General features: G+C 71.4%; 17 protein-coding genes. 12 read left to right on the top strand and 5 right to left on the bottom strand.

Translation table 11 applies throughout. The features are described from left to right. Nucleotides 1-12 precede the first annotated feature (12 nt). Together AB0B64_RS23440 and AB0B64_RS23435 are read right to left on the bottom strand one after the other, a co-directional pair. Nucleotides 13-1011 (bottom strand): hypothetical protein, encoded by a 999-nt coding sequence (locus tag AB0B64_RS23440; protein WP_358179583.1) that lies wholly within the window; start codon nt 1009-1011, stop codon nt 13-15. Beyond that, nucleotides 1008-1736, bottom strand: coding sequence for a glycosyltransferase family protein (locus AB0B64_RS23435; protein WP_358179581.1), 729 nt, complete (start codon nt 1734-1736; stop codon nt 1008-1010). Before AB0B64_RS23435 ends, AB0B64_RS23440 begins: the two co-directional genes overlap by 4 nt. A gap of 88 nt (nt 1737-1824) precedes the next feature. Between AB0B64_RS23435 and pseB the strand changes: the two genes are divergently transcribed. Together pseB and AB0B64_RS23425 are read left to right on the top strand one after the other, a co-directional pair. Next, nucleotides 1825-2808 carry a UDP-N-acetylglucosamine 4,6-dehydratase (inverting) gene (gene pseB / locus AB0B64_RS23430; RefSeq protein WP_357948455.1) on the top strand — a complete coding sequence of 328 codons (984 nt, stop codon included), beginning with the start codon at nt 1825-1827 and terminating at the stop codon, nt 2806-2808. Then, on the top strand, nt 2808-3932 hold the full coding sequence (locus AB0B64_RS23425) for an aminotransferase class I/II-fold pyridoxal phosphate-dependent enzyme (RefSeq protein ID WP_358179579.1): 1125 nt from the start codon (nt 2808-2810) through the stop codon (nt 3930-3932). The genes pseB and AB0B64_RS23425 overlap by 1 nt, the downstream gene beginning before the upstream one ends. A gap of 8 nt (nt 3933-3940) precedes the next feature. On the opposite strand, the gene AB0B64_RS23420 is transcribed toward AB0B64_RS23425, so the two are convergent. The 3 genes from AB0B64_RS23420 to AB0B64_RS23410 are packed head-to-tail and all read right to left on the bottom strand — an operon-like array spanning nt 3941 to nt 8328. Then, nucleotides 3941-5827 carry a glycosyltransferase family 2 protein gene (locus AB0B64_RS23420; protein WP_358179577.1) on the bottom strand — a complete coding sequence of 629 codons (1887 nt, stop codon included), beginning with the start codon at nt 5825-5827 and terminating at the stop codon, nt 3941-3943. Nucleotides 5828-5842: 15 nt separating this feature from the next. Continuing rightward, entirely contained in the window at nt 5843-7555 is a 1713-nt protein-coding gene (locus tag AB0B64_RS23415) for a hypothetical protein (RefSeq protein WP_358179575.1), read from the bottom strand. Continuing rightward, a complete protein-coding gene (locus tag AB0B64_RS23410; protein WP_358179573.1) occupies nt 7552-8328 on the bottom strand; it encodes a hypothetical protein in 777 nt (258 codons plus the stop codon). The genes AB0B64_RS23415 and AB0B64_RS23410 overlap by 4 nt, the downstream gene beginning before the upstream one ends. Before the next feature lie 221 nt (nt 8329-8549). Between AB0B64_RS23410 and AB0B64_RS23405 the strand changes: the two genes are divergently transcribed. The 10 genes from AB0B64_RS23405 (at nt 8550) to AB0B64_RS23360 (ending at nt 18934) form a co-directional block, all read left to right on the top strand. After that, nucleotides 8550-8795 (top strand): acyl carrier protein, encoded by a 246-nt coding sequence (locus AB0B64_RS23405; protein WP_357948443.1) that lies wholly within the window; start codon nt 8550-8552, stop codon nt 8793-8795. Then, nucleotides 8776-9528 (top strand): SDR family oxidoreductase, encoded by a 753-nt coding sequence (locus AB0B64_RS23400; RefSeq protein WP_358179571.1) that lies wholly within the window; start codon nt 8776-8778, stop codon nt 9526-9528. The genes AB0B64_RS23405 and AB0B64_RS23400 overlap by 20 nt, the downstream gene beginning before the upstream one ends. A 30-nt stretch (nt 9529-9558) precedes the next feature. Further along, the gene (locus tag AB0B64_RS23395) at nt 9559-10959 is read left to right on the top strand and encodes an AMP-binding protein (RefSeq protein WP_358179569.1); all 1401 of its coding nucleotides are present in this window, start codon (nt 9559-9561) and stop codon (nt 10957-10959) included. Beyond that, the gene (locus AB0B64_RS23390) at nt 10956-11987 is read left to right on the top strand and encodes an acyl-protein synthetase (protein WP_358179567.1); all 1032 of its coding nucleotides are present in this window, start codon (nt 10956-10958) and stop codon (nt 11985-11987) included. The genes AB0B64_RS23395 and AB0B64_RS23390 overlap by 4 nt, the downstream gene beginning before the upstream one ends. 41 nt (nt 11988-12028) lie before the next feature. Then, the gene (locus AB0B64_RS23385; RefSeq protein ID WP_358179565.1) at nt 12029-13207 is read left to right on the top strand and encodes an acyl-CoA reductase; all 1179 of its coding nucleotides are present in this window, start codon (nt 12029-12031) and stop codon (nt 13205-13207) included. Between the two features lie 58 nt (nt 13208-13265). Continuing rightward, the gene (locus tag AB0B64_RS23380; RefSeq protein ID WP_358179563.1) at nt 13266-15581 is read left to right on the top strand and encodes a hypothetical protein; all 2316 of its coding nucleotides are present in this window, start codon (nt 13266-13268) and stop codon (nt 15579-15581) included. A gap of 74 nt (nt 15582-15655) precedes the next feature. Continuing rightward, complete coding sequence (locus AB0B64_RS23375; protein WP_358179561.1) at nt 15656-16873, top strand: dolichyl-phosphate beta-glucosyltransferase; 1218 nt, start codon at nt 15656-15658, stop codon at nt 16871-16873. Nucleotides 16874-16878: 5 nt separating this feature from the next. After that, complete coding sequence (locus tag AB0B64_RS23370) at nt 16879-17574, top strand: class I SAM-dependent methyltransferase (RefSeq protein ID WP_357948423.1); 696 nt, start codon at nt 16879-16881, stop codon at nt 17572-17574. Between the two features lie 9 nt (nt 17575-17583). After that, a complete protein-coding gene (locus AB0B64_RS23365; RefSeq protein ID WP_358179559.1) occupies nt 17584-18246 on the top strand; it encodes a class I SAM-dependent methyltransferase in 663 nt (220 codons plus the stop codon). A gap of 10 nt (nt 18247-18256) precedes the next feature. Beyond that, nucleotides 18257-18934, top strand: a complete 678-nt coding sequence (locus tag AB0B64_RS23360) for a polysaccharide deacetylase family protein (protein ID WP_357948418.1) — start codon at nt 18257-18259, stop codon at nt 18932-18934. Nucleotides 18935-18939 lie beyond the last annotated feature (5 nt).

Here is an 18939-nt window from a genome sequence, read left to right as displayed (position 1 = left end):
CGGGGGCTCGGTTCAGAGGAGGGCGAGGAGCGCGTCGGCGACGCGTTCCCTGCCGCGGCCGTCGATCAGTCCGGCGCCGCGCCTGCCGTACTCCTCGCGGGCCGCCGGGTCGGCGAGCAGGCGGGCCAGGACTGCGACGGCCGCCGCGTCTGGGGCCGGCCCCAGCCCCGCCGCGAGTCCGCCGCCGACCAGCGCCTCGTAGCCGATCAGCTGGTTGTCGGCCACCCAGCTCAGCGCGGTGGGCACACCCAGGTGCAGCAGCTCCCAGACGGCCGAGCCCGCCGCGGTGATCACCAGGTTGGCCTCGGCCATCAGGCCGGGCAGCCGGTCCGTCGGCGGGATGACCGTGACGGGCCCGTCCACCTCGAACGGCACCGGGCTGACCACGGTCGCCCGGAATGGCAGCCCGGTGGCACGCAGCGCCCCGGCCCAGGCCGGCGCCACACCGGCGCTGTCGGTGCCGCCGAAGAAGCACAGCACCAGCGGCCCCTCCGGCCGGGCCGGGCGGCGGCGGGCGGTCCCCCGCATCAGCAGGACGCTGTCCCGCAGCAGCACATAACGAGCCCCCGCCAGCCGCCCACCCCACGGCCCATCCGCAGCCTGCCCCGAGTGTCGGAAGGGGCGCAGCTCGGCGCCGAGGTTCTGGTCGAGGTAGAGGTCCGCCTCCTGGCCCAGCGGGTCGCCGTCGACGATCGCCAGCACGGCCGTGCCCGCCGCCCGCAGCGCCGCGCCCGTACCCGGAGCCAGCGCGTACGAGTCCAGCACCACCGCGTCCAGCCCGAGCACCCGCACCAGCTCGGCCAGCGCGCGCGGCTCCGAAGGCGCCGGGCACAGCGGGAACGCGCGCTGCCGCAACTGCGACTCCGCCCACGCCGACCCCGCCACGTCCCCGAGGAACAGCACCTCGGCCCCCCGCCCGCACAGTTCCTCGGCCAGCGCCACGCAGCGCATCAGGTGACCGACCCCGCTCGCCACGCCCGCGTCGCAGCGGAACCCCACCCGGTGCGTCACGCCTCCTGCAACGCCTTCTGCGCCACGTGCGCGTTGAGCTCGCACACCTCGGGCCGCTCCCGCAGCCAGCCGACCAGCGACCGTACCGGCACGCACCGATCGCCCAGCTCCGCGACGACCCGTGAGATGAGCCGCCAGTCGTCCTCGGTGTCGAGCGTGACCCGCAGGTCGGCCGCCGACGGCGCATAAGCGAGACCGAGCAGCCGCGACTCCCCCGGATGCGTGTAGAGGTAGGACGTGACATGCGTGCGGTGATGCGCGGTGGCCTCCAGGTCGGCCCGTTTCAGCGCGGCCAGCCCCGCGATCTCCACATCGAGCCCGCGCGGCAGTGTGCGCGCCAGGCTCGTGCTCAGATAGTCGAGGCCGGGCACCGCGCGGAAGACCAGCGCGGCCTCGCGGATCACCACCGGATCGAGCAGCGGGCAGTCCGCCGTGAACCGCATGACGGCGTCGCCCGGGCGACCCCGCAGCACCTGCGTGAACCGGGTGAGCACGTCGTCGACCGGTCCCCGGTGCCAGAAAACGCCGAGCCGGCGGCACTCCGCCACCACCACGTCGTCGGCCGCCTCCGTGGTGGTCGCCACCACCAGGTCGTCGACCGCGGCCGCCTCGCGTACCGCACGGACCACCCAGCCCAGCACGGAGCGGCCCCCGAGATCGCGCAAGACCTTGCCCGGCAGGCGCGTCGAGCCCATGCGCGCCTGGATGATTCCGACAATCCGCACCGAAGCCCCATTCCCCTCTGTGACCGTGTGTCATCGAACGATCGCGCTATGCTACCGGGCAGCTCGGATGACTACGGCGGGGGGCCGCGTGAGCATTCTCAGTGGATCGTCAATTCTGATCACCGGAGGCACGGGGTCCTTCGGCAAGGCTTTCGTCCGGCACGCGCTGGACCACCTCGACGTGCGCCGCATGGTGGTCTTCTCGCGCGACGAGCTCAAGCAGTACGAGGCACGTCACCTGTTCGACGACGACCAGCGGCTGCGCTGGTTCATCGGCGACGTGCGCGACAGGGATCGCCTGGCCAGGGCCATGCACGGCATCGACTACGTCGTGCACGCGGCGGCGCTGAAGCAGGTCGACACGGCCGAGTACAACCCGTTCGAATACGTGAGGACCAACGTCTCCGGCTCCCAGAACGTGGTGGAGGCCGCCATCGACTGCGGCGTGCGCAAGGTCGTCGCGCTCTCCACCGACAAGGCGTCCAGCCCGATCAACCTGTACGGCGCCTCGAAGCTGGTCGCCGACAAGCTGTTCGTCTCGGCCAACCACTACGCCGCCAGCCACGTCACCCGCTTCGCCGTGGTCCGCTACGGCAACGTGGTGGGCAGCAGGGGCTCGGTGGTGCCGTTCTTCCTGCGGCTGGCCCAGGAGGGCGGCAGCGTGCCGATCACCGACAAGCGGATGACCCGGTTCTGGATCACGCTCGACCAGGCCGTCCGATTCGTGGTCGACTCCTTCGACCTGATGCAGGGCGGCGAGCTGTACGTGCCGCGCATCCCCAGCATGCGCCTGCCCGACCTGGCCCAAGCGCTGGCGCCCCGGAGCCCGGTCTACGAGATCGGCATCCGGCCCGGCGAGAAGCTGCACGAGGAGATGATCGGCCCCGACGACGGCCGCAGGACCCTGCGCCTGAGCGACCGCTATGTGGTGCAGCCGACGATCGCCAGCTGGGGCTACGTGCCCCCGCAGGGCGGCGAGCTGCTGCCGGACGGTTTCGCCTACCGCTCCGACACCAACGACCGCTGGCTGTCGGTCGAGGACCTGCGCGCCATGGTGACGGTGGGCGTCTGATGCTTCCCTACGGACGGCAGTCGATCGCCGACACCGATGTCCAGGCCGTGACCGAGGTGCTGCTCGGCGAGTGGCTGACGACCGGGCCCATGGTCGGCTCGTTCGAGGCCGAGCTGGCCCGGTGGACCGGCGGCGTGCCGTGCCTGGCGGTCACGTCGGGCACGGCGGCCCTGCACGTCGCGTACGCGGCGGCCGGGGTCGGGCCGGGAGACGAGGTGATCACATCGCCGCTGACGTTCGTGGCGACGGCCGCCACCGCCGCCATGCGCGGCGCCCGGGTGATCTTCGCCGACGTGCAGCCCGACACGGGCAACCTCGATCCCGCGTCGGTCGAGTCACTGGTGGGCGACGCCACCAAGGCGATCACCGCGGTCGACTACGCCGGCCATCCCGCCGACTACGACGAACTCCGCGCGATAGCCGACCGGACCGGAACCGTGCTGATCGGCGACGCCGCCCACTCCCTCGGCTCGCGTTACAAGGACCGGCCGGTCGGGGAGCAGGCCGACCTCACCACGTTCTCCTTCTTCCCGACCAAGACCGTGACCACCGCCGAGGGCGGCGCCGTCGCCGTACGCGACCATGACCGCTATGTCCGCGCCGCCCGTTTCCGTAACCACGGCCTGGTCCGCGACCCGGCCGAGCAGCGCGATCCCGGCCACGGCGGCTGGCACCAGGAGGTCCACGACTTCGGCCTCAACTACCGGCTGCCGGACGTGCTCTGCGCGCTCGGCCTCAGCCAGCTGCGGCGACTCGAAGGCTTCCGCGCGCGGCGGATCGAGCTGGTCGCCCGCTACAACGCGCTGCTCGGCGACCTGCCGGGCCTGACGCTGCCCGCGCGGCGCCCGTACACCACGCCGTGCTGGCACCTCTACCCGGTCAGGGTCCGCGACGGCCGCAGGCGGGAGGTCTACGAACGCATGCGGGCCGAGGGCATCGGGGTGCAGGTCAACTACATCCCGGCCTACTGGCATCCGGTCTTCGAGGACCTCGGCTACCGGCGCGGGATCTGCCCCGAAGCCGAGTCCTACTACGCCGAGCAGCTCTCACTGCCGCTCTTCCCCGACCTCACCGACCAGCAGCAGGACGAGGTCGTCGACCGGCTGCGGGCCATCCTGGACTGACGGCCGTCTCATCGTTCGGCGAGCATGAGGCAGCCGTCGTCGCCCCGGTCAACCAGGAAGCGCCGCTCGGCGACCGTCACGATCGGCCGCGCCCGAGTACGTACCAGCGGCCGGATCTCCCGGCCCTGGTCGATGACGAAGTCCCAGCGCGACTCACGACCGACGACCTCGTCGATGTCCACCAGCGACACCCGGGCCCGGAAGCTCTGCCCGGCCAGCGTGACGGGGAAGTACATCTCCTCGCCGTCGCTCCTGCGCACCAGCCGCAGCACCGGATCGCCGTCGCCAGGGTCGCTGAGCTCGCCGGAGAAGACCAGGTCGTCGCCGTCCACCCGGCACTCACCGATCAGCGCCTCGGCCCGGCGCAGCCGCAATCCCCAGGCCCCGCCACCGCCGCGTACCGGCACCAGCCACACGCCCGCCCTACGCTTCGGCGCGGGCACCAGCGGTGGCAGCCAGCGCGATCCGACGACCTTCGCCTCCAGCTTCAGCCGGGGGCCGCGCAGCCGTACCCGCAGATCCCAGTGCCCAAGCCGGGCAAGCTGCGCGCGGCTCAGCGTCGCCGGGTCGAACGCGAACGCGAAGGAGAACCCGTGCTCGGCCACCGCAGCGCCCTCCTCCTGCTCGACGCTCGCCCAGGTCGGTGAGACGCGCTGGTCGGACAGCGCGACGATCTCGCCGGTCCTGCGCTCCTGCAGCCACACCTGCACACTCGTACGGCGCAGGTCCGAGACGTCGAACCGGCCGATGCTCACCCGGCCCGTGCCGCCGAGCTCGCCATCGCGCCACTCCAGCTCGACCAGCCGGGCCGACAGCTTGAGCTCGGCCGACACCTCCGACAGGTGCCTGGGCATGGCCGGGTGCCGGCCGTACCAGCGCTTGCGCAGCAGGCCCGGGGGGCTGACCCGCGGAAGCAGGCGGCCCGCGCGGTCCTGCTCGAAGACGCGCGCCAGCTCGTCCAGGCGACGTCCGTGGAGCAGGTGCACCTGGAGCCGCTGCGCGAACGGGATGCTCTGCCACGCCTCCGGCGCGACGCCGTCGAGATAGCGGACGACCAGGTCGACGAGGCCGGGATCGGCCGCGGCGCCCATCATGGCCATCGCCTCCACCGCGACGCTCATGTCGATCTCGAGCGTGTCGCGGTCGAAGTCCGGCTTGAGCGCGGGCGCGCCGGTGGTGAGCAGCGCGGCCGTCTCCAGCACCGACAGCAGGCGGTCCCGCAGGTTGGCCGGCTCCAGGCGGCGCTGGGTGATCGAGGTGCCCTCCTCGTCGCGCTGCCGCCAGTGGTAGACGATGCCCTTGATCACGTCGACCGACGAGGCGCCCACGTGCGCGGCCATGGCGACCGGCTGGTCCTCGTACATGCGCTCGGGGAAGGCCAGGCCGAGGGCGTTCCAGAAGTCGAGCCGGTAGACCTTGTTCCACAGCATGCGGTCGCGGATCAGTAGCGGGTGGCGGGTGATGTGCGTGCGCTTGCGCGACTCGGCGAACGCCTGCTTGTGCGCCCACGAGGGTACGAGCAGGTTGCGGTGCAGCCGCATGACGTTGCCGCAGGCCAGATCGGAACCGGTGGCCTCCAGGGAGGCGACCAGCCGCTGGAACGCGCGGGGCGGCACCTTGTCGTCACCGTCGACGAAGGCCAGGTAGCGGCCCGTGGCCCGGCGGACGCCGATGTTGCGGGCCCGCCCCACTCCCTGGTTGGCCTGCCGGATGAGGCTGATCCGCGGGTCGGCCGCCATCCGGGCCTCGACCACGGCGGCACCGCCGTCGGTGCTGCCGTCGTCCACGCAGATCATCTCAAGGTCCTGGAGCTTCTGCGCGGCCAGCGAATCCAGGCAGGGACCGATGTACTTCTCAACGTTGTAGAACGGGACGATCACCGAAAGAACCGGCACGGGAACTCCTCTTCGTCAGCCGGACAGCAGGCGCAGGACCCGGCGGGCGACCCTGCGCGGGCGGGCCAGGCGGCGCGAGAGCCGGTAGCCGAGCGTCCTGCGGTAGGCGGCCGACTTCCGCTGGCTCTTTCTCAGCCGACCCCTGGCCCGCAGCAGCTCGCGCTCGCGGTAGGTGAGCTTGGTCTCCAGGCGGGACACCCTGGCCAGCGCGGCGGTCAGCTGGTCCGCCAGCCGGTCCCGCGCGCCGAGCAGGTCCCGGTACGTCGGAGCGGCGTCGCTCAGCTCGGCCGGCTGCCCCAGCTCGGCGTCGAGCTTGCGGGCCAGGTCGAGATCCGCCTGGTCGCACGGCCGGTTCGCCATGCCGCAGAGCGTCAGCGTCAGCTGCTCGGCCTGCCGCGGCCACGGCCACGGGTGGTGGTGACCGGCGGCCAGCAGGCGTACCGCGAACCGCCACAACACGCGGCACAACACCACGCGGTCGGCGGGCCGGTCAGGCGGCGCGGGCAGGGCATGGATGGCGGCGAACCGCTCGCCGTCCCAGACCAGGTTGTCGGCCGCGGCGTCGCCGCCCATCTCGACCCAGTCGCCCAGCACGGTGAGCAGGTCGCGGACGGCCCGTACGTCCTCGCGGGCGCACGCCTCGATCAGGACCTCCTCCACGACGCGGCCCGCCGGGATGGCCCGCTCCACGCCGTCGGGCAGCCGACGGGTGGCGCCCCAGATGACCTCGTGTACGGCGTGACCCTCCTCGAACAGGCCGAGCGGCAGGTCCGCGCGCGCTGTGGGCGGGCCCTCGAACTGGCCGATTGGCGGGTTGGGCGCGTCCGAGGGTTTGGTCGCCATGGCCACCCATACCGGGGCGAGCTGCTCGCCGAGACCGTGGCTGAACACCAGCCGGGTCAGCCGCAGCGGATCGGCCACCAGCATCCTGTCGCCGCCACGGGCGCTCAACGGCACCGTGAGCGCGTCGGGCAGATCGCAGCCGAGCAGTTCGCGGGCGAGCAGCGCGCGGGGCGCCGCGCGGCCCGGATAGGCGGCGTAACACCTCTCGGGGGTCAGTCCGGCCGCCACCAACGCCTCGTCGAGGGCGCCGGGCCCGTCGGGGTAGCCCTGGTCGAACCCGTGCGGCTCCCAGTGCTCGTCGCCGCCGTCCCGGTCGGCTGGCCTGGCCTCGACGAACCGGTCGATACCCAGGTCGTTGCTCACGCTCAGGACGAACCGCCCGCCCGGCGCGACGAGGGCGGCGAGCGCGCCCACCGACTCGCGCCAGGGCGGCGCGACCTCCTCGGCCGAGTGCGTACGCCGCAGCCCGTCGAGCGCCAGGACCAGGTCGTACGGCTCGCCCTCGGGCAGCGCCGACAGACGGCCGCAGTGCACGGCCAGATCGGGGTGGCGCTCGGCGAGGGCACAGGCGTCGGGGTAGGAGCGCAGCAGCACGGCCACCGACGCGGCCCGCGCCACCACCTCGTCCACCAAGCCGCGCGGATGCGGCCCGACCAGCAGCACTCTGGCCCTCGCGCCCTCGGCGGCTTCTTTGGCCTCGCGGCCCTCCCGGCCCTGGCCGCCCTCGCTGTCCTGGCGGCCCTCGCCGGTCTCGATGGGGAGCAGGCGTCTGACCAGTTCCAGGGCCACGCCCCGCCAGTCCGTGACGCCGGACGTATGGGATGAGTCCGACCACAGCAGCATCTCGCCGCCGATCAGCCGGACGTTCTCGGGTGCCTCGTTCATGCGCATCGCGCCCGCTTCCAGCCGAACATTCGCCGTAGCTCCTCCGGTGTCGCCTGATACTCGAATCCCAGCTCCTGCCGGGCCGCCTCCCTGGCCGCCTCTGGGTCGACGCGCACGCCGTGCAGCTCGGGCCAGAGCCGCATGCGGCGGGCGGTGCCGCCGTACTCGGGCCGCTCGTCCTCCAGCTGCATCGGGTCTCCGTAGACGGCGACGTCGCAGCCCACGGAGGCGCCATAGAACAGCGCGCTACCGAGCCGGTTGGACGCCACCCGGCGATGCCGCCGCAGCTCGGCCAGCTGGCCGGACAGGAAGTCGCGTCCTCTGCCGTCCCACCGCGAACCGCGCTCACCATGGCAGATGACGCGGAAACCCGCCGACCGATAAGCCCGCCGAATGTCCGGATTGGCGAATTCCAACCAGTAAAGACAGATTGTCACCGGCTCCGTCTCCACCTCGGCGATTTCGGCGGCCAGCCGGGCATGGTCACCGCTGACCGAATGCTTTTCCCAGCCGTGGAAGGGATACCAGATCGTACCCTTCCTTTCGGGGACCGCGGCCTTTCCCGGCTCCATATCAAGAAGGTAGATCCACGGCGCGCCGATGACATAGTGACCACGGCGGCCCATCGACCAGCCACGCCGCCTGAGCACGTCGGACCAGACGAAACGGGGGTAGCCGGGGCTGCACCAGTGGTCGTTGGGCGGGAATCCGTGGAGATAGTTCCAGCCGTGCTGCAGGAAACCCTGTATTCGCCGGGGAGTGTCTTCCGCCATTTCACAGTATCGGCCGAGTATGCGGGAGTGCCCGTACCAGTGATTGGATTCGTCCATCATTCCCCCTGTAGCGGTTGACGCGCCCCATGCGACATTCTCAGCCCGGCACAGCGGGCACTCGCCGTTATACGGTTCTATTACTCACGACGGGTGCTTGGTTTCTGTTGACGGACGATCACGGCTACACTACGTGGTTGTCCGAAGACAGAAAGTGAGCAGAGATGAGCCAGCTCGACCGCCTGCGCGGCGTCTTCCGCGCCTCGCTGAGCCTGCCGGCCGACCGGGACGTCGACGGGCTCGAATACCGGGCGATCCCGCAGTGGGACTCACTGGCCCACATGGCCCTCGTCGCCGCGATGGAGGACGAGTTCGGCATCATGATCGACACGGACGAGATGATCGACATGAGCTCGTTCGCCAAGGCCGCCGAGCTGCTGGAGAAGCACGGTGCCGACGCCGTCACCTGACCTCCGGGTCGCGCTCGTCACCGGCTCCACGCTGGGCATCGGCCGGGCCGTCGCCGCGCGGCTGGCCCGGACCGGTCACGAGGTCGTCCTCCACGGGCGCGACCAGGAGCGCTCCGCCAAGGCGGCGGCCGAGGTGGCCGCCGAGACCGGGGGCCGCACCGACACGGTCCACGGCGACGTGGCCGACCCCGCCGCGGTGTCCGCCATGATGCGGGAGATCCACCGGCGGCACGGGCGGCTCGACGCCCTGGTGATCAACGCGGGCGGGCACGCGGCGAGCCTGCTCGGCATGATGCACAGCGACGTGGTGAGCCGGCTCTTCCACGTCAACGCGCTGGGCGCCACCCACACCCTGCAGGCCGCGGTCAAGCTGCTGCGCAGGGGCACCGACCCGGCCGTGGTCCTGGTCTCCTCGGTCATGGGCCGCAAGGGGGCGCCGGGCCAGGCCGTCTACTCCGCCACCAAGGCCGCCATGCTCGGCCTCACCCTGGCCGCCGCCAAGGAGCTCGGGCCCCAGGGCATCCGGGTCAACGCGGTGGCACCCGGCTACATCCAGACCGACATGCTCTCCACGCTCGACGATCGGGCCCGCGCCGACACCGTCGCCGCGACCCCGCTCGGCCGCCTGGGCACCGCCGGCGACGTGGCCGCCGCGGCCGCCTTCCTGCTCTCCGCCGACGCCTGCTTCATCACCGGCCAGGTCATCGGGGTGGACGGCGGGCTGGTGCTGTAAGTCTCCGACACGATGGACGGGCGGTCTGCCATGAACGCTTCTCTACACTCCGGACACTCCGGCGCACCCCAACCCGCCGACGGTCCCTCACCGCACAACGGCGAGGAGCCGACTCCTCGGGAGGGCCTTCCGCACCCGGACGCACGGATAGTCGTCGCGGGAGAGCCGGGGGTGCTCACCGGTGACGACCTGGCGGCTCGGATCGCGAGCACCACGCAGGCGCTGGCCGCGCTGCCGCCCGGCCCGGTGTTCTGCGGCATGCGTAACGACCTGCCGTCCGTGCTGCGCTACCTCGCGGCGTTCCAGGCGGGAAGGCCCATCGCGCTGCTGGACCCCGACCTGCCGCCGGGCGCGCTGGCCGAGCTGGCCGCCAGGTTCAAGCCCGCCGCCCTGCTCGGCTTCACGCGGGCCGCCGACGGCCTGCGGCGTGCCCGGGGCGGCACCCCCGAGCCCCATCCGGACCTGGCCGTCCTGCTCGCCACCTCGGGTTCGACCGGCAACCCCAAGCTCGTGCGGCTGTCGCGGTCGGCCGTGTCGGCCAACGCCCACGCCATCGCCAGGGCCCTGGCCATCGGGCCCGGCGAGATCGCGCCGACCAGTCTCCCGCTCTACTACAGCTACGGCCTGTCGGTGCTCAACAGCCATCTCGCCGCGGGCGCCACCGTGGTGCTGACCGACGCGGGCCTGCTCGAACGGTCCTTCTGGACCATGCTCGACGAACACCGCTGCACCTCACTGGCCGCGGTTCCCTACCAGTACGAGATGCTGCGCAAGCTCCGCTTCGACCCGGTCGAGCACCCCGCGCTCACCACCATGACCCAGGCGGGCGGGCGGCTGCGGCCCGACCTGGTCACCGAGTTCGCCGCCAAGGCCCAGCGCTTCCTCGTCATGTACGGCCAGACGGAGGCGACCGCCCGCATCTCCGTACTCCCCCACGATCGCCTGGCCGCCAAGCCCGGCTCCGTGGGCCCGGCCGTCCCCGGCGGTCGCCTGACCATCGACGACGGCCAGGTCGTCTACCACGGCCCCAACGTGATGATGGGCTACGCCGACACGGCCGACGACCTGGCCAGGGGCGACGACCTGGGCGGTGTGCTGCGCACCGGCGACCTCGGCCACCTCGACGACGAGGGCTTCCTCTACATCACCGGCCGGATGAAGCGCATCGCCAAGGTCTTCGGCGTACGCGTCAATCTCGACGACATCGAACGCCTGCTCCGCGACCGAGGCCCTGTCGCGGCCACGAGCGGCGACGACCGCGTCACGGTCTGGGCCGAGGGCCTCGACGCCGACGGATGCACCACGCTCGCCCGGCGGCTGGGGTCCGAGCTGCGGCTCCACTGGAGCGGGTTCGACGTACGCGGCGTGGACCGGCTGCCGCTGCTCGGCACCGGGAAGATCGACTATCCCGCTCTGGAGGCCCGCACATGAGCGTCTTCACCTTGTCCCAGGACGCGAAGGAGGCCGCGCTGCTGCCCGAGCTGGTCGCGCTGACCGAGCGGCATCGGCGGGCGTGCCTGCCGTACCGCCGGATTCTCGACGCGATCGGGGCGGTGGGGCCCTACGAGCGGGTGGCGGATCTGCCGTGGCTGCCGGTGCGGCTGTTCAAGACGCACGAGTTGCGCAGTGTGCCGGAGAGCGCGGTGTTCAGGGTGCTCACCTCCAGCGGTACGACCGGGCAGCGGCCCAGCCGCGTCTACCTCGACCGCGAGGCGGCGGCCGCGCAGCCGCGCATGCTGGCGGCGACACTCCGGGCGGTGCTGGGTGAGCGGCGGCTGCCGATGCTGATCGTCGACAGCCGCTCGGCGATAGGCCCTGCGACGCTGAGCGCTCGCGGGGCGGGCGTGCTCGGCATGATGCACTTCGGCAGGGACCACACCTTCGTGCTCGACGAGGGTGGCGAGCTGGATGCCGAAGCGGTCAAGGGCTTTCTCGCGCGGCATGGTGGTGCGCCCTACCTGATCTTCGGGTTCACGTTCATGGCGTGGTCGCACCTGCGTGAGCTGGGGCTCGACCTCTCGCAAGGCGTACTGATCCACTCCGGGGGCTGGAAACGGCTGGCGGAGCAGGCCGTCGACAATGCCACGTTCCGCCGGCGACTGGGCGAGGAGTGCGGGCTGCGGCGCATCCACGACTTCTACGGGATGGTCGAGCAGATCGGCACCGTGTTCCTGGAGGGGACAGACGGAGACGGGCTCTACTGCCCCGATTTCGCCGATGTCGTGATCCGCGATCCGGAGACGTGGCAGGAGGCGCCGCCCGGCGTGCCGGGGCTGATCGAAGTGGTCAGCACACTGCCCACGTCCTATCCGGGGCATGTGCTGCTGACGGAGGACCTCGGCGTGGTGCACGGGGTGGACGACGGGGTGTGGCCGGGCAAGCGGTTCTCGGTGCTCGGGCGGCTGCCCAGGGCGGAGGCGCGCGGCTGCAGCGACACTTCGGCGCGGTCGGCGGCGTGATGAGACTGGGGGTCGGCGTCAGGTTCCCGGATTGCCGGGATATGTCGGTCGAAACGCTGATCGAGCAGGTGTCCGGGGGCGAGCCGCTCGCGGTGGGTGATGAGCGGATTCGTGGGTTCCTCACCGCGTTCGGTAGACGCCTGCTGAGTCCGGAGTTGGCGCGACGTCATCCCGAGCTGGCCTCACTGGGCTTCTTCCTGCGGCCCAGCGAGCTGACGCGGATTCTCGACGGGCCCCGGGGCGATCACCTGCGGGCGCCGCGCGGCCTGGTGTTCCACGTCCCACCCGCGAACGTCGACACCGTCTTCGTCTACTCCTGGGCGCTGTCGGCGCTGATGGGCAACCGCAACGTGGTACGCCTGTCGCCGCGCGCGGGCGCCGTGGCCGAGACGATCACACGGACGCTGCGAGAGTCGCTGGCCGACGCCGATCCGGTGGTGGCCGCCACGCAGCGCATCGTCACGTACGACCGATCCGACGCCATCACCGCGGCCCTGTCAGCGGCGTGCGACCTGCGGGTCATCTGGGGCGGCGACGCCGCGGTCGGCGAGCTCCGCCGCCATCCACTCGCCCCGCACGCGCGTGACCTGACCTTTCCCGATCGGACGTCGTTCGCGGTGCTCCGGGCGGCGGCCTGGCTGTCGGCGTCGGCCGCCACGCGGGGGGCGGTCGCCGAGGGGTTCGCCAACGACGCCTACTGGTTCGACCAGGCGGCCTGCTCGTCCCCGCGCACCGTCTACTGGGTCGGCTCGGCCGCCGACTGCGACGCGGCGCGCGAGGAGTTCACCGCCTGGCTCGCGCGGGCCGTGGCCAAGCGGGGGTGGTCCGTGGACGCCGCGATGGCGGTCGAAAAGCGGGTCGCCACGTACGGGCTGGCCGCCGACGGCGACGCCCATGCCATCGACTTCCATGGCAACGCGCTGGCCAGCGTCACCCTGGCCGCTCCCGAGGCGGCGCCACGACGGTGGCTGGGCGCCGGGACGTTCGCGCACGCCCGGCTCGATGGGCTTGGCGAGCTGGCTCGGCTGGTGGAGCGCCGGGATCAGACCATGACGCACTTCGGGTTCGTCCCGGCCGAGCTGGAGTTGCTGGCGGGGGCGCTGGGCGGGCGGGGGGTCGATCGGATGGTGCCGGTCGGGAGCGCGCTGAGCTTTCACCGGGTTTGGGATGGAGTGGACCTGACCGCCGAGTTCACCCGTCTGGTGACTGTCATCACATGACGATCGGGGCAGAGCAGAGCGTGGCGATCGCATGACGATCACAGCGGCAAAGAGGGTAGTGACCTCGCCGGTGGTCGGGCGGCGGGGGTGGTCCGGCTGGGTGCCGGTGGGGCTGGTCGGCCTGGTGGCCGTGGCGGCGCTCGTCTGGCGCGGGGTTTCCGTCCGGGACATTGCGGCTTTCGGGGGCTATATCGGTGTCGGTGTGCTGGTTCCCGGGACGCTGCTGTGGCGGGCGCTGGCACGGGGGCGCGGGTCGCTCGCCGAGGAGCTGGTCGCGGGGCTGGCGCTGGGGTACGCGGTCGAGGTGCTGGCCTACATCCCGGCGCGCGCGGTCGGGCTACCGCTGCTGGTGCTCGTCTGGCCCGTTACGGTGATCGCCGCCTTCGTCGCCGTACCCCGGCTACGACGGCACTGGCGATCGGGGACGGCGGGTCGCGAGTGGATGCCCCTGTGGTGCGCGTGGGCCCTGGCGGGGGTCGTCTGTTATCTCGTTGTCTGGAGCACCCTGTCGTTCTACGGGGGCCATGGCCTGACCTGGCCTGGCAACTCGATTCCCTACGTCGACATGCCCTACCACCTCGCCCTGCTCGGCGAGCTCAAGCACCACATGCCCCCGACGGTCCCGACGGTCCTGGGTGAGCCGCTGTCCTACCACTGGTACGTCTATGTCGAGATGGCCGCCACCAGCTGGGTCACCGGGATCGAACCGCAGACCCTCCTCTACCGGCTGTCGATGCTGCCGATGATGGTGGCCATGGTCGTGCTGGTGGCGGTGCTCGCCAAGCGGGTGACCGGGCGGTGGTGGGCGGGCGTGGCGGCGGTCTTCGTGACGTACTTCGCCTTCAGCCCGGAGCTGTACCGGGGAGCGAGCAATCTGTTCACGTCGCGGTCGATGTTCACGGTGTGGACGAGTCCGACGCAGACGTTCGGGGCGTTGCTCTGCGTCCCTGTGGTGCTGGTGCTCGTCGGGTACCTGCGCCGGGAGCGGACCGGGTGGGGCGGGTGGGTGCTGGTCGGGGTGCTGTCGGCGGCGCTGACCGGGGCGAAGGCGACATTCCTCCCGCTGTTGCTGGGTGGGCTGGTGCTCGTCCTGGTCGTCAGGCGGTGGACACGGCCCGCACTCGTAGGTGTCGAGAACACCCCGACCGAGCCGTGGTCACGACCCGCACCCATGGACGTCAAAAACACACCAACCGAGCGGTGGTCGCGGCCCGCACTTGTGGGCATCGGGATCATGCTGGCCGGTCTGGCGTTCGCGCAGTTCGTGGTCTTCGGGGGTCAGCGGCAGGGGCTGGTGCTCGCGCCCTTCGCGAGCATGCGGCCGGTATGGGGACTGGTGATGGACCTCGGACCCAAGCAGGTCGCCAGGGCCTCCGTGTGGCCGATCGCCGGGCTGACGGGGATTCAGCTGATCTGCCTGGCGTGCGTGTGGGCTGGAGTGCTGGGCGTGCTGGCCAGGCGGGCGGTCCTGCGGGATCCGGGCATGCTGCTGTTGCTCGGGATCGGGGCGGGGGGCATCGGCGCCGTCGTGCTGCTGGGGCATCCGTCGGCCAGCCAGTACTACTTCCTGGAGGGCGCTCGGCCCTACCTCTCGATCGCGTCCGTGGCCGGGATGGCCGCGTGCGGCCGGGAGCGCGGATTCGCCGCCGCCAAGTGGTGGGTGGCACTGGGGGCCGGGCTGGCCGTGGCGGTCCGGGCGCTGCTCGGACCGGACGTGCCGGTCCACGGACTGTTCCCCCTCGCGCTGCCGTACCTCGTGCTCGTGGTGGTCGTCGTCGCGGTCCTCGCGCTGCGGCGCGGGTCCATGGCGTTCGTGCCGCAACGCGGACGGCGCGGGTCCGTGGCGGTCGCGGTGGTCGCGCTGCTCACCGGTTACGCGGTGCCGGCCACCTTGACCCAAGGGGTCGGGCCGTCGAGTCACCGGGCGGTGGCGGCGCCGCCTGTGCGTATGGTGCCGCAGGGTGCACTGGAGGCCGGGCGGTGGCTGCGGGACCACTCCTCGCCCGACGATGTGGTGGCGACCAACGCGCACTGCCGGCCCGTGGGCTGGAAGGTGTGCGACAGCCGCCATTTCTGGGTGTCCGCCTACAGCGAGCGCCGGGTGCTGGTGGAGGGGTGGGCGTACGCCCAGAGCACGATGTCGCGGAGTGAGCCGTTCGGCACCTCCTACCTGGCCCTGCCGTTCGCGGACCAGGCGCGGCTGGCGGCGAATGACGCGGTGTTCCGGCAGCCGTCGGCGGAGAATGTCGCGCGGCTCGTCCGCGAATATGGCGTCAAATGGGCGTTCACGGAGAATGGCGTGGCCCTTGACAGCTTCGCGACGCTGCGTTTCCGCAGCGGCCAGTGCTCGGTCTACGAACTCCGCGCCGGGTAAAAGTCTGTCCAGCTCCAAGAATGGTGCGGAGAAACAGCCCGCGCATCAATGGACGGCAGCAGCAGCATTCCCCTATGAACACGCGTTCCGCCATGGACAGGAGCCCGGCCGTTCTCGGCGAACCGGTCACCTTGGCGACCGTGGACATCGTCATTCCGGTGCTCAACGAGCAAAAGGCACTGCCCGGTTGCATCAGGACGCTCAACGCGTTCCTCGGCGATTCCTTCCCGCTGCCGTGGCGCATCACGATCGTCGACAACGGGAGCATCGACGGCACCTGGCGGGTCGCCCGGGGGTTGACGCGCGAGTTCCCGCAGGTGCATGCCCGCAGGCTGGAGACCAGGGGCCGTGGTGCGGCGTTGAAGGCCGCCTGGCGCGACAGCCCGGCCGACATTGTCGCGTACATGGACGTCGATCTGTCGACCGGGCTCGGCGCGCTGTTCCCGATGGTGGCCGCGCTCGCCAGCGGCCATTCCGAGGTCGCGATCGGCACCCGGCTCGCGCGCGGCGCCCGTACCCGCAGGTCGCTGCGGCGGGAGCTGGTCTCGCGCGGGTACAACGCCCTGCTCCGGTACGGTTTCGGCGTCGGCTTCAGCGACGCCCAGTGCGGCTTCAAGGCCGCCAGAACGGACGTGATCAGGCCGCTCCTGGACCGCGTCGAGGACGACGGCTGGTTCTTCGACACCGAGCTGCTCCTGCTGGCCGAGCACAACGGCCTGCGCGTCCACGAGGTGCCGGTGGACTGGGTCGAGGACCTGGACTCGCGCGTCCGCATCATCAGGACGGCGGTCGAGGACCTCAGAGGGCTGGCCAGGGTGGCGCGGTCGATGTCCACCGGCAAGGCGGCGCTGAAGTTGACGAACGAGACGGAGCCCACGCCCACGCACCCGGACGCGGTCGTCGCCCGGCCGCGCGCGGTGACGCTGGCCAGGTTGGGGTCGTTCGCCCTGATCGGCGGGTTCTCGACAGTCCTCTACGCGCTGCTCTATCTCCCGTTGCGTGAGCATTGGCCCGCCGCGGCGGCCAACCTCGCCGCGCTGCTGCTCACCGGCTTCGCCGGCGCCGAGGCCCGCCGCTGGACGGTCAACGTGCTCGGCGGTCACCGTACGGCGCCACGCGTCCGAACCGTGCCGGCCTTCCTGGCCGACTACGCCATCACCACCATGGCGGTGCTCGGCCTGCCGCCACCGGGCGGCCGCGTGTTCGAGGCGACCACCGCCGTCGGCACGTACTGCCTGCTCACCCTGCTGCGCTTCGCCGCACTCGACCGGTGGGTCCTCCCGAAGAGATGAACGAGATGCGAGCACAAGAGATCCGCCGCATGACCGCGCTCGAAGACAACCACTGGTGGTACCGGGAGCGCCGGGCCATCCTCCGTGCCGAGGTACGCCGCCTGCGACCGGGCCGGGCGCTCGACGTCGGCGCGGCCGGTGGCGGCAACACCCTGGTCCTCGTCGAGGAGGGCTGGGAAGCGACCGCCACCGATTGCTCCGAACTCGCGGTGGAGGTGGCCAGGGGTCGCGGGCTGCGGGCCGTACAGGCGGACGCGCGTGACCTGCCGGTCGAGTCCGGGAGCGTGGACCTCGTGACCGCCTTGGACGTGCTGGAGCACATCGAGGAGGACTACCTGGCCACCGAGCAGATCGCCAGGGTGCTGCGGCCGGGCGGGCGGGCGCTGATCGCGGTCCCCTGCGACATGTCGCTGTGGTCGGCCCACGACTATGCCGTCGGCCATGTACGCCGCTACTGCCGCGATTCGCTGACCGGCGTGGTCGAGAAGGCGGGCCTGCGCGTCGAGCGGCTGTGGAGCTGGAACGTACTCCTGCGCCCGCTGATCGCCCGGCACCGGCACTCGTCCACAGGCAACGCCCTGCGGCCGGTGCCCCCACTGGTCAACGCCGGCCTGTCCGCGGTCGTCAGGCTGGAGAGGTGCCTGCCGGTCGGTTCGCTCAGGGGCGTGACGCTGTTCCTGCGTGCCCGCCTCGAGAGTTAGGAGACCGGCGTGTCGCTCGATCGGAGCCTGCTGCTCGAGGACGCGGGGCGGCTGTACGCGGACGCGCCCCGGGCCCTGCGGCTCAAGCAGCGGCTGCGCGTGCTGGCCTGCCCGTTCGAGGAGACGATCGGGTACGTGCCGGACGGCGCGAGCGTGCTCGACATCGGGTGCGGCTCCGGGCTGATGCTCGGCCTCATGGCGGCGCGCGGGAAACGCGTCCAAGGGCACGGCTTCGACCCGTGCCCGGTCGCGATCGGGCTGGCCGGGCGGATGGCCGTCCGCCTGCGCGACAGCGGCTCGACACTGCGCTTCGAGCACCGCGACGCCCGCTCGCCGTGGCCGGCCCGCTCCTATGACGTGGTCCACATGCAGGACGTCATCCACCATGTGCCGATTCCGGCGCAGCGGGCGGTGTTCGACCGGGCCTGCGCCGCGGTACGGCCCGGTGGCCTGCTCGTCTACACGGACATGAGCGCGCGGCCCTTGTGGCGCAACGCCGCCTGCCGGATCCACGATCTGATCGTCGCCCGCGAGTGGATCCACCCGGTGCCGATCAGCACGATCGAGGACTGGGCGGCGGAGAACCGGCTCGCTCTGGAGGTGTCCCGCACCGCGCACCGCGTCATATATGGGAACGATCTAAGAGTCTTCCAGCGGCGACTTTGGCCATAAGCTAGCGCATGTGGTGATTCACGGCATACTTGCGGCGTCATTAGCACTGACGTCACTCCCCGCGACGAGCGCTCACGCGGAGATCGATTGCAGCCGGGTCAAATGTCTGGCCCTGACCTTCGACGACGGCCCGAGCGTCCATACGCCGAAGCTGCTCGACCTGCTCAAAAAGGAACGTGTCAAAGCCACCTTCTTCCTGGTCGGCGCGCAGGTGGAGAAATATCCGAGCATCGTCAGACGGGAAGCCGCCGAAGGCCACGCCATCGGCAACCACACCTATTCGCATCCGTCGCTGCCCACGCTGCTCGACAACGAGATCCTGGCCGAGATCCAGAACACCCAGGAACTCATCAAGGAGCAGACGGGGACGCTGCCGAAGATGTTCCGCCCGCCGTACGGGGCCACCGACGACCGGGTGCTGGGCCTGGCGGGGTCGCAGAACCTCTCGCAGGTGCTGTGGACCGGCACGACGCTCGACTGGAAGCTGCGTAACGTAGCGAAAATCAAGGCGGCCGTGTTCAGGTTGGCCAAGCGCGACGGCGTGATACTCATGCATGACGTGGTGCCGCAGACCGTACAAGCCATGCCGGCGATCATCAAGGAGCTCAAGAAGCGCGGCTACCACCTCGTCACCGTGCCGACGCTGGAGCGCGGCAAGGGGATGGAAGCCGGGGTGAGTTACCCCTGAACCGC

This window comes from Nonomuraea sp. NPDC049129 (assembly GCF_040648495.1).
GTDB lineage: Bacteria > Actinomycetota > Actinomycetes > Streptosporangiales > Streptosporangiaceae > Nonomuraea.
Note: the sequence above shows the minus strand (reverse complement) of the source record. Positions and strands in the feature narration are given on the sequence as shown.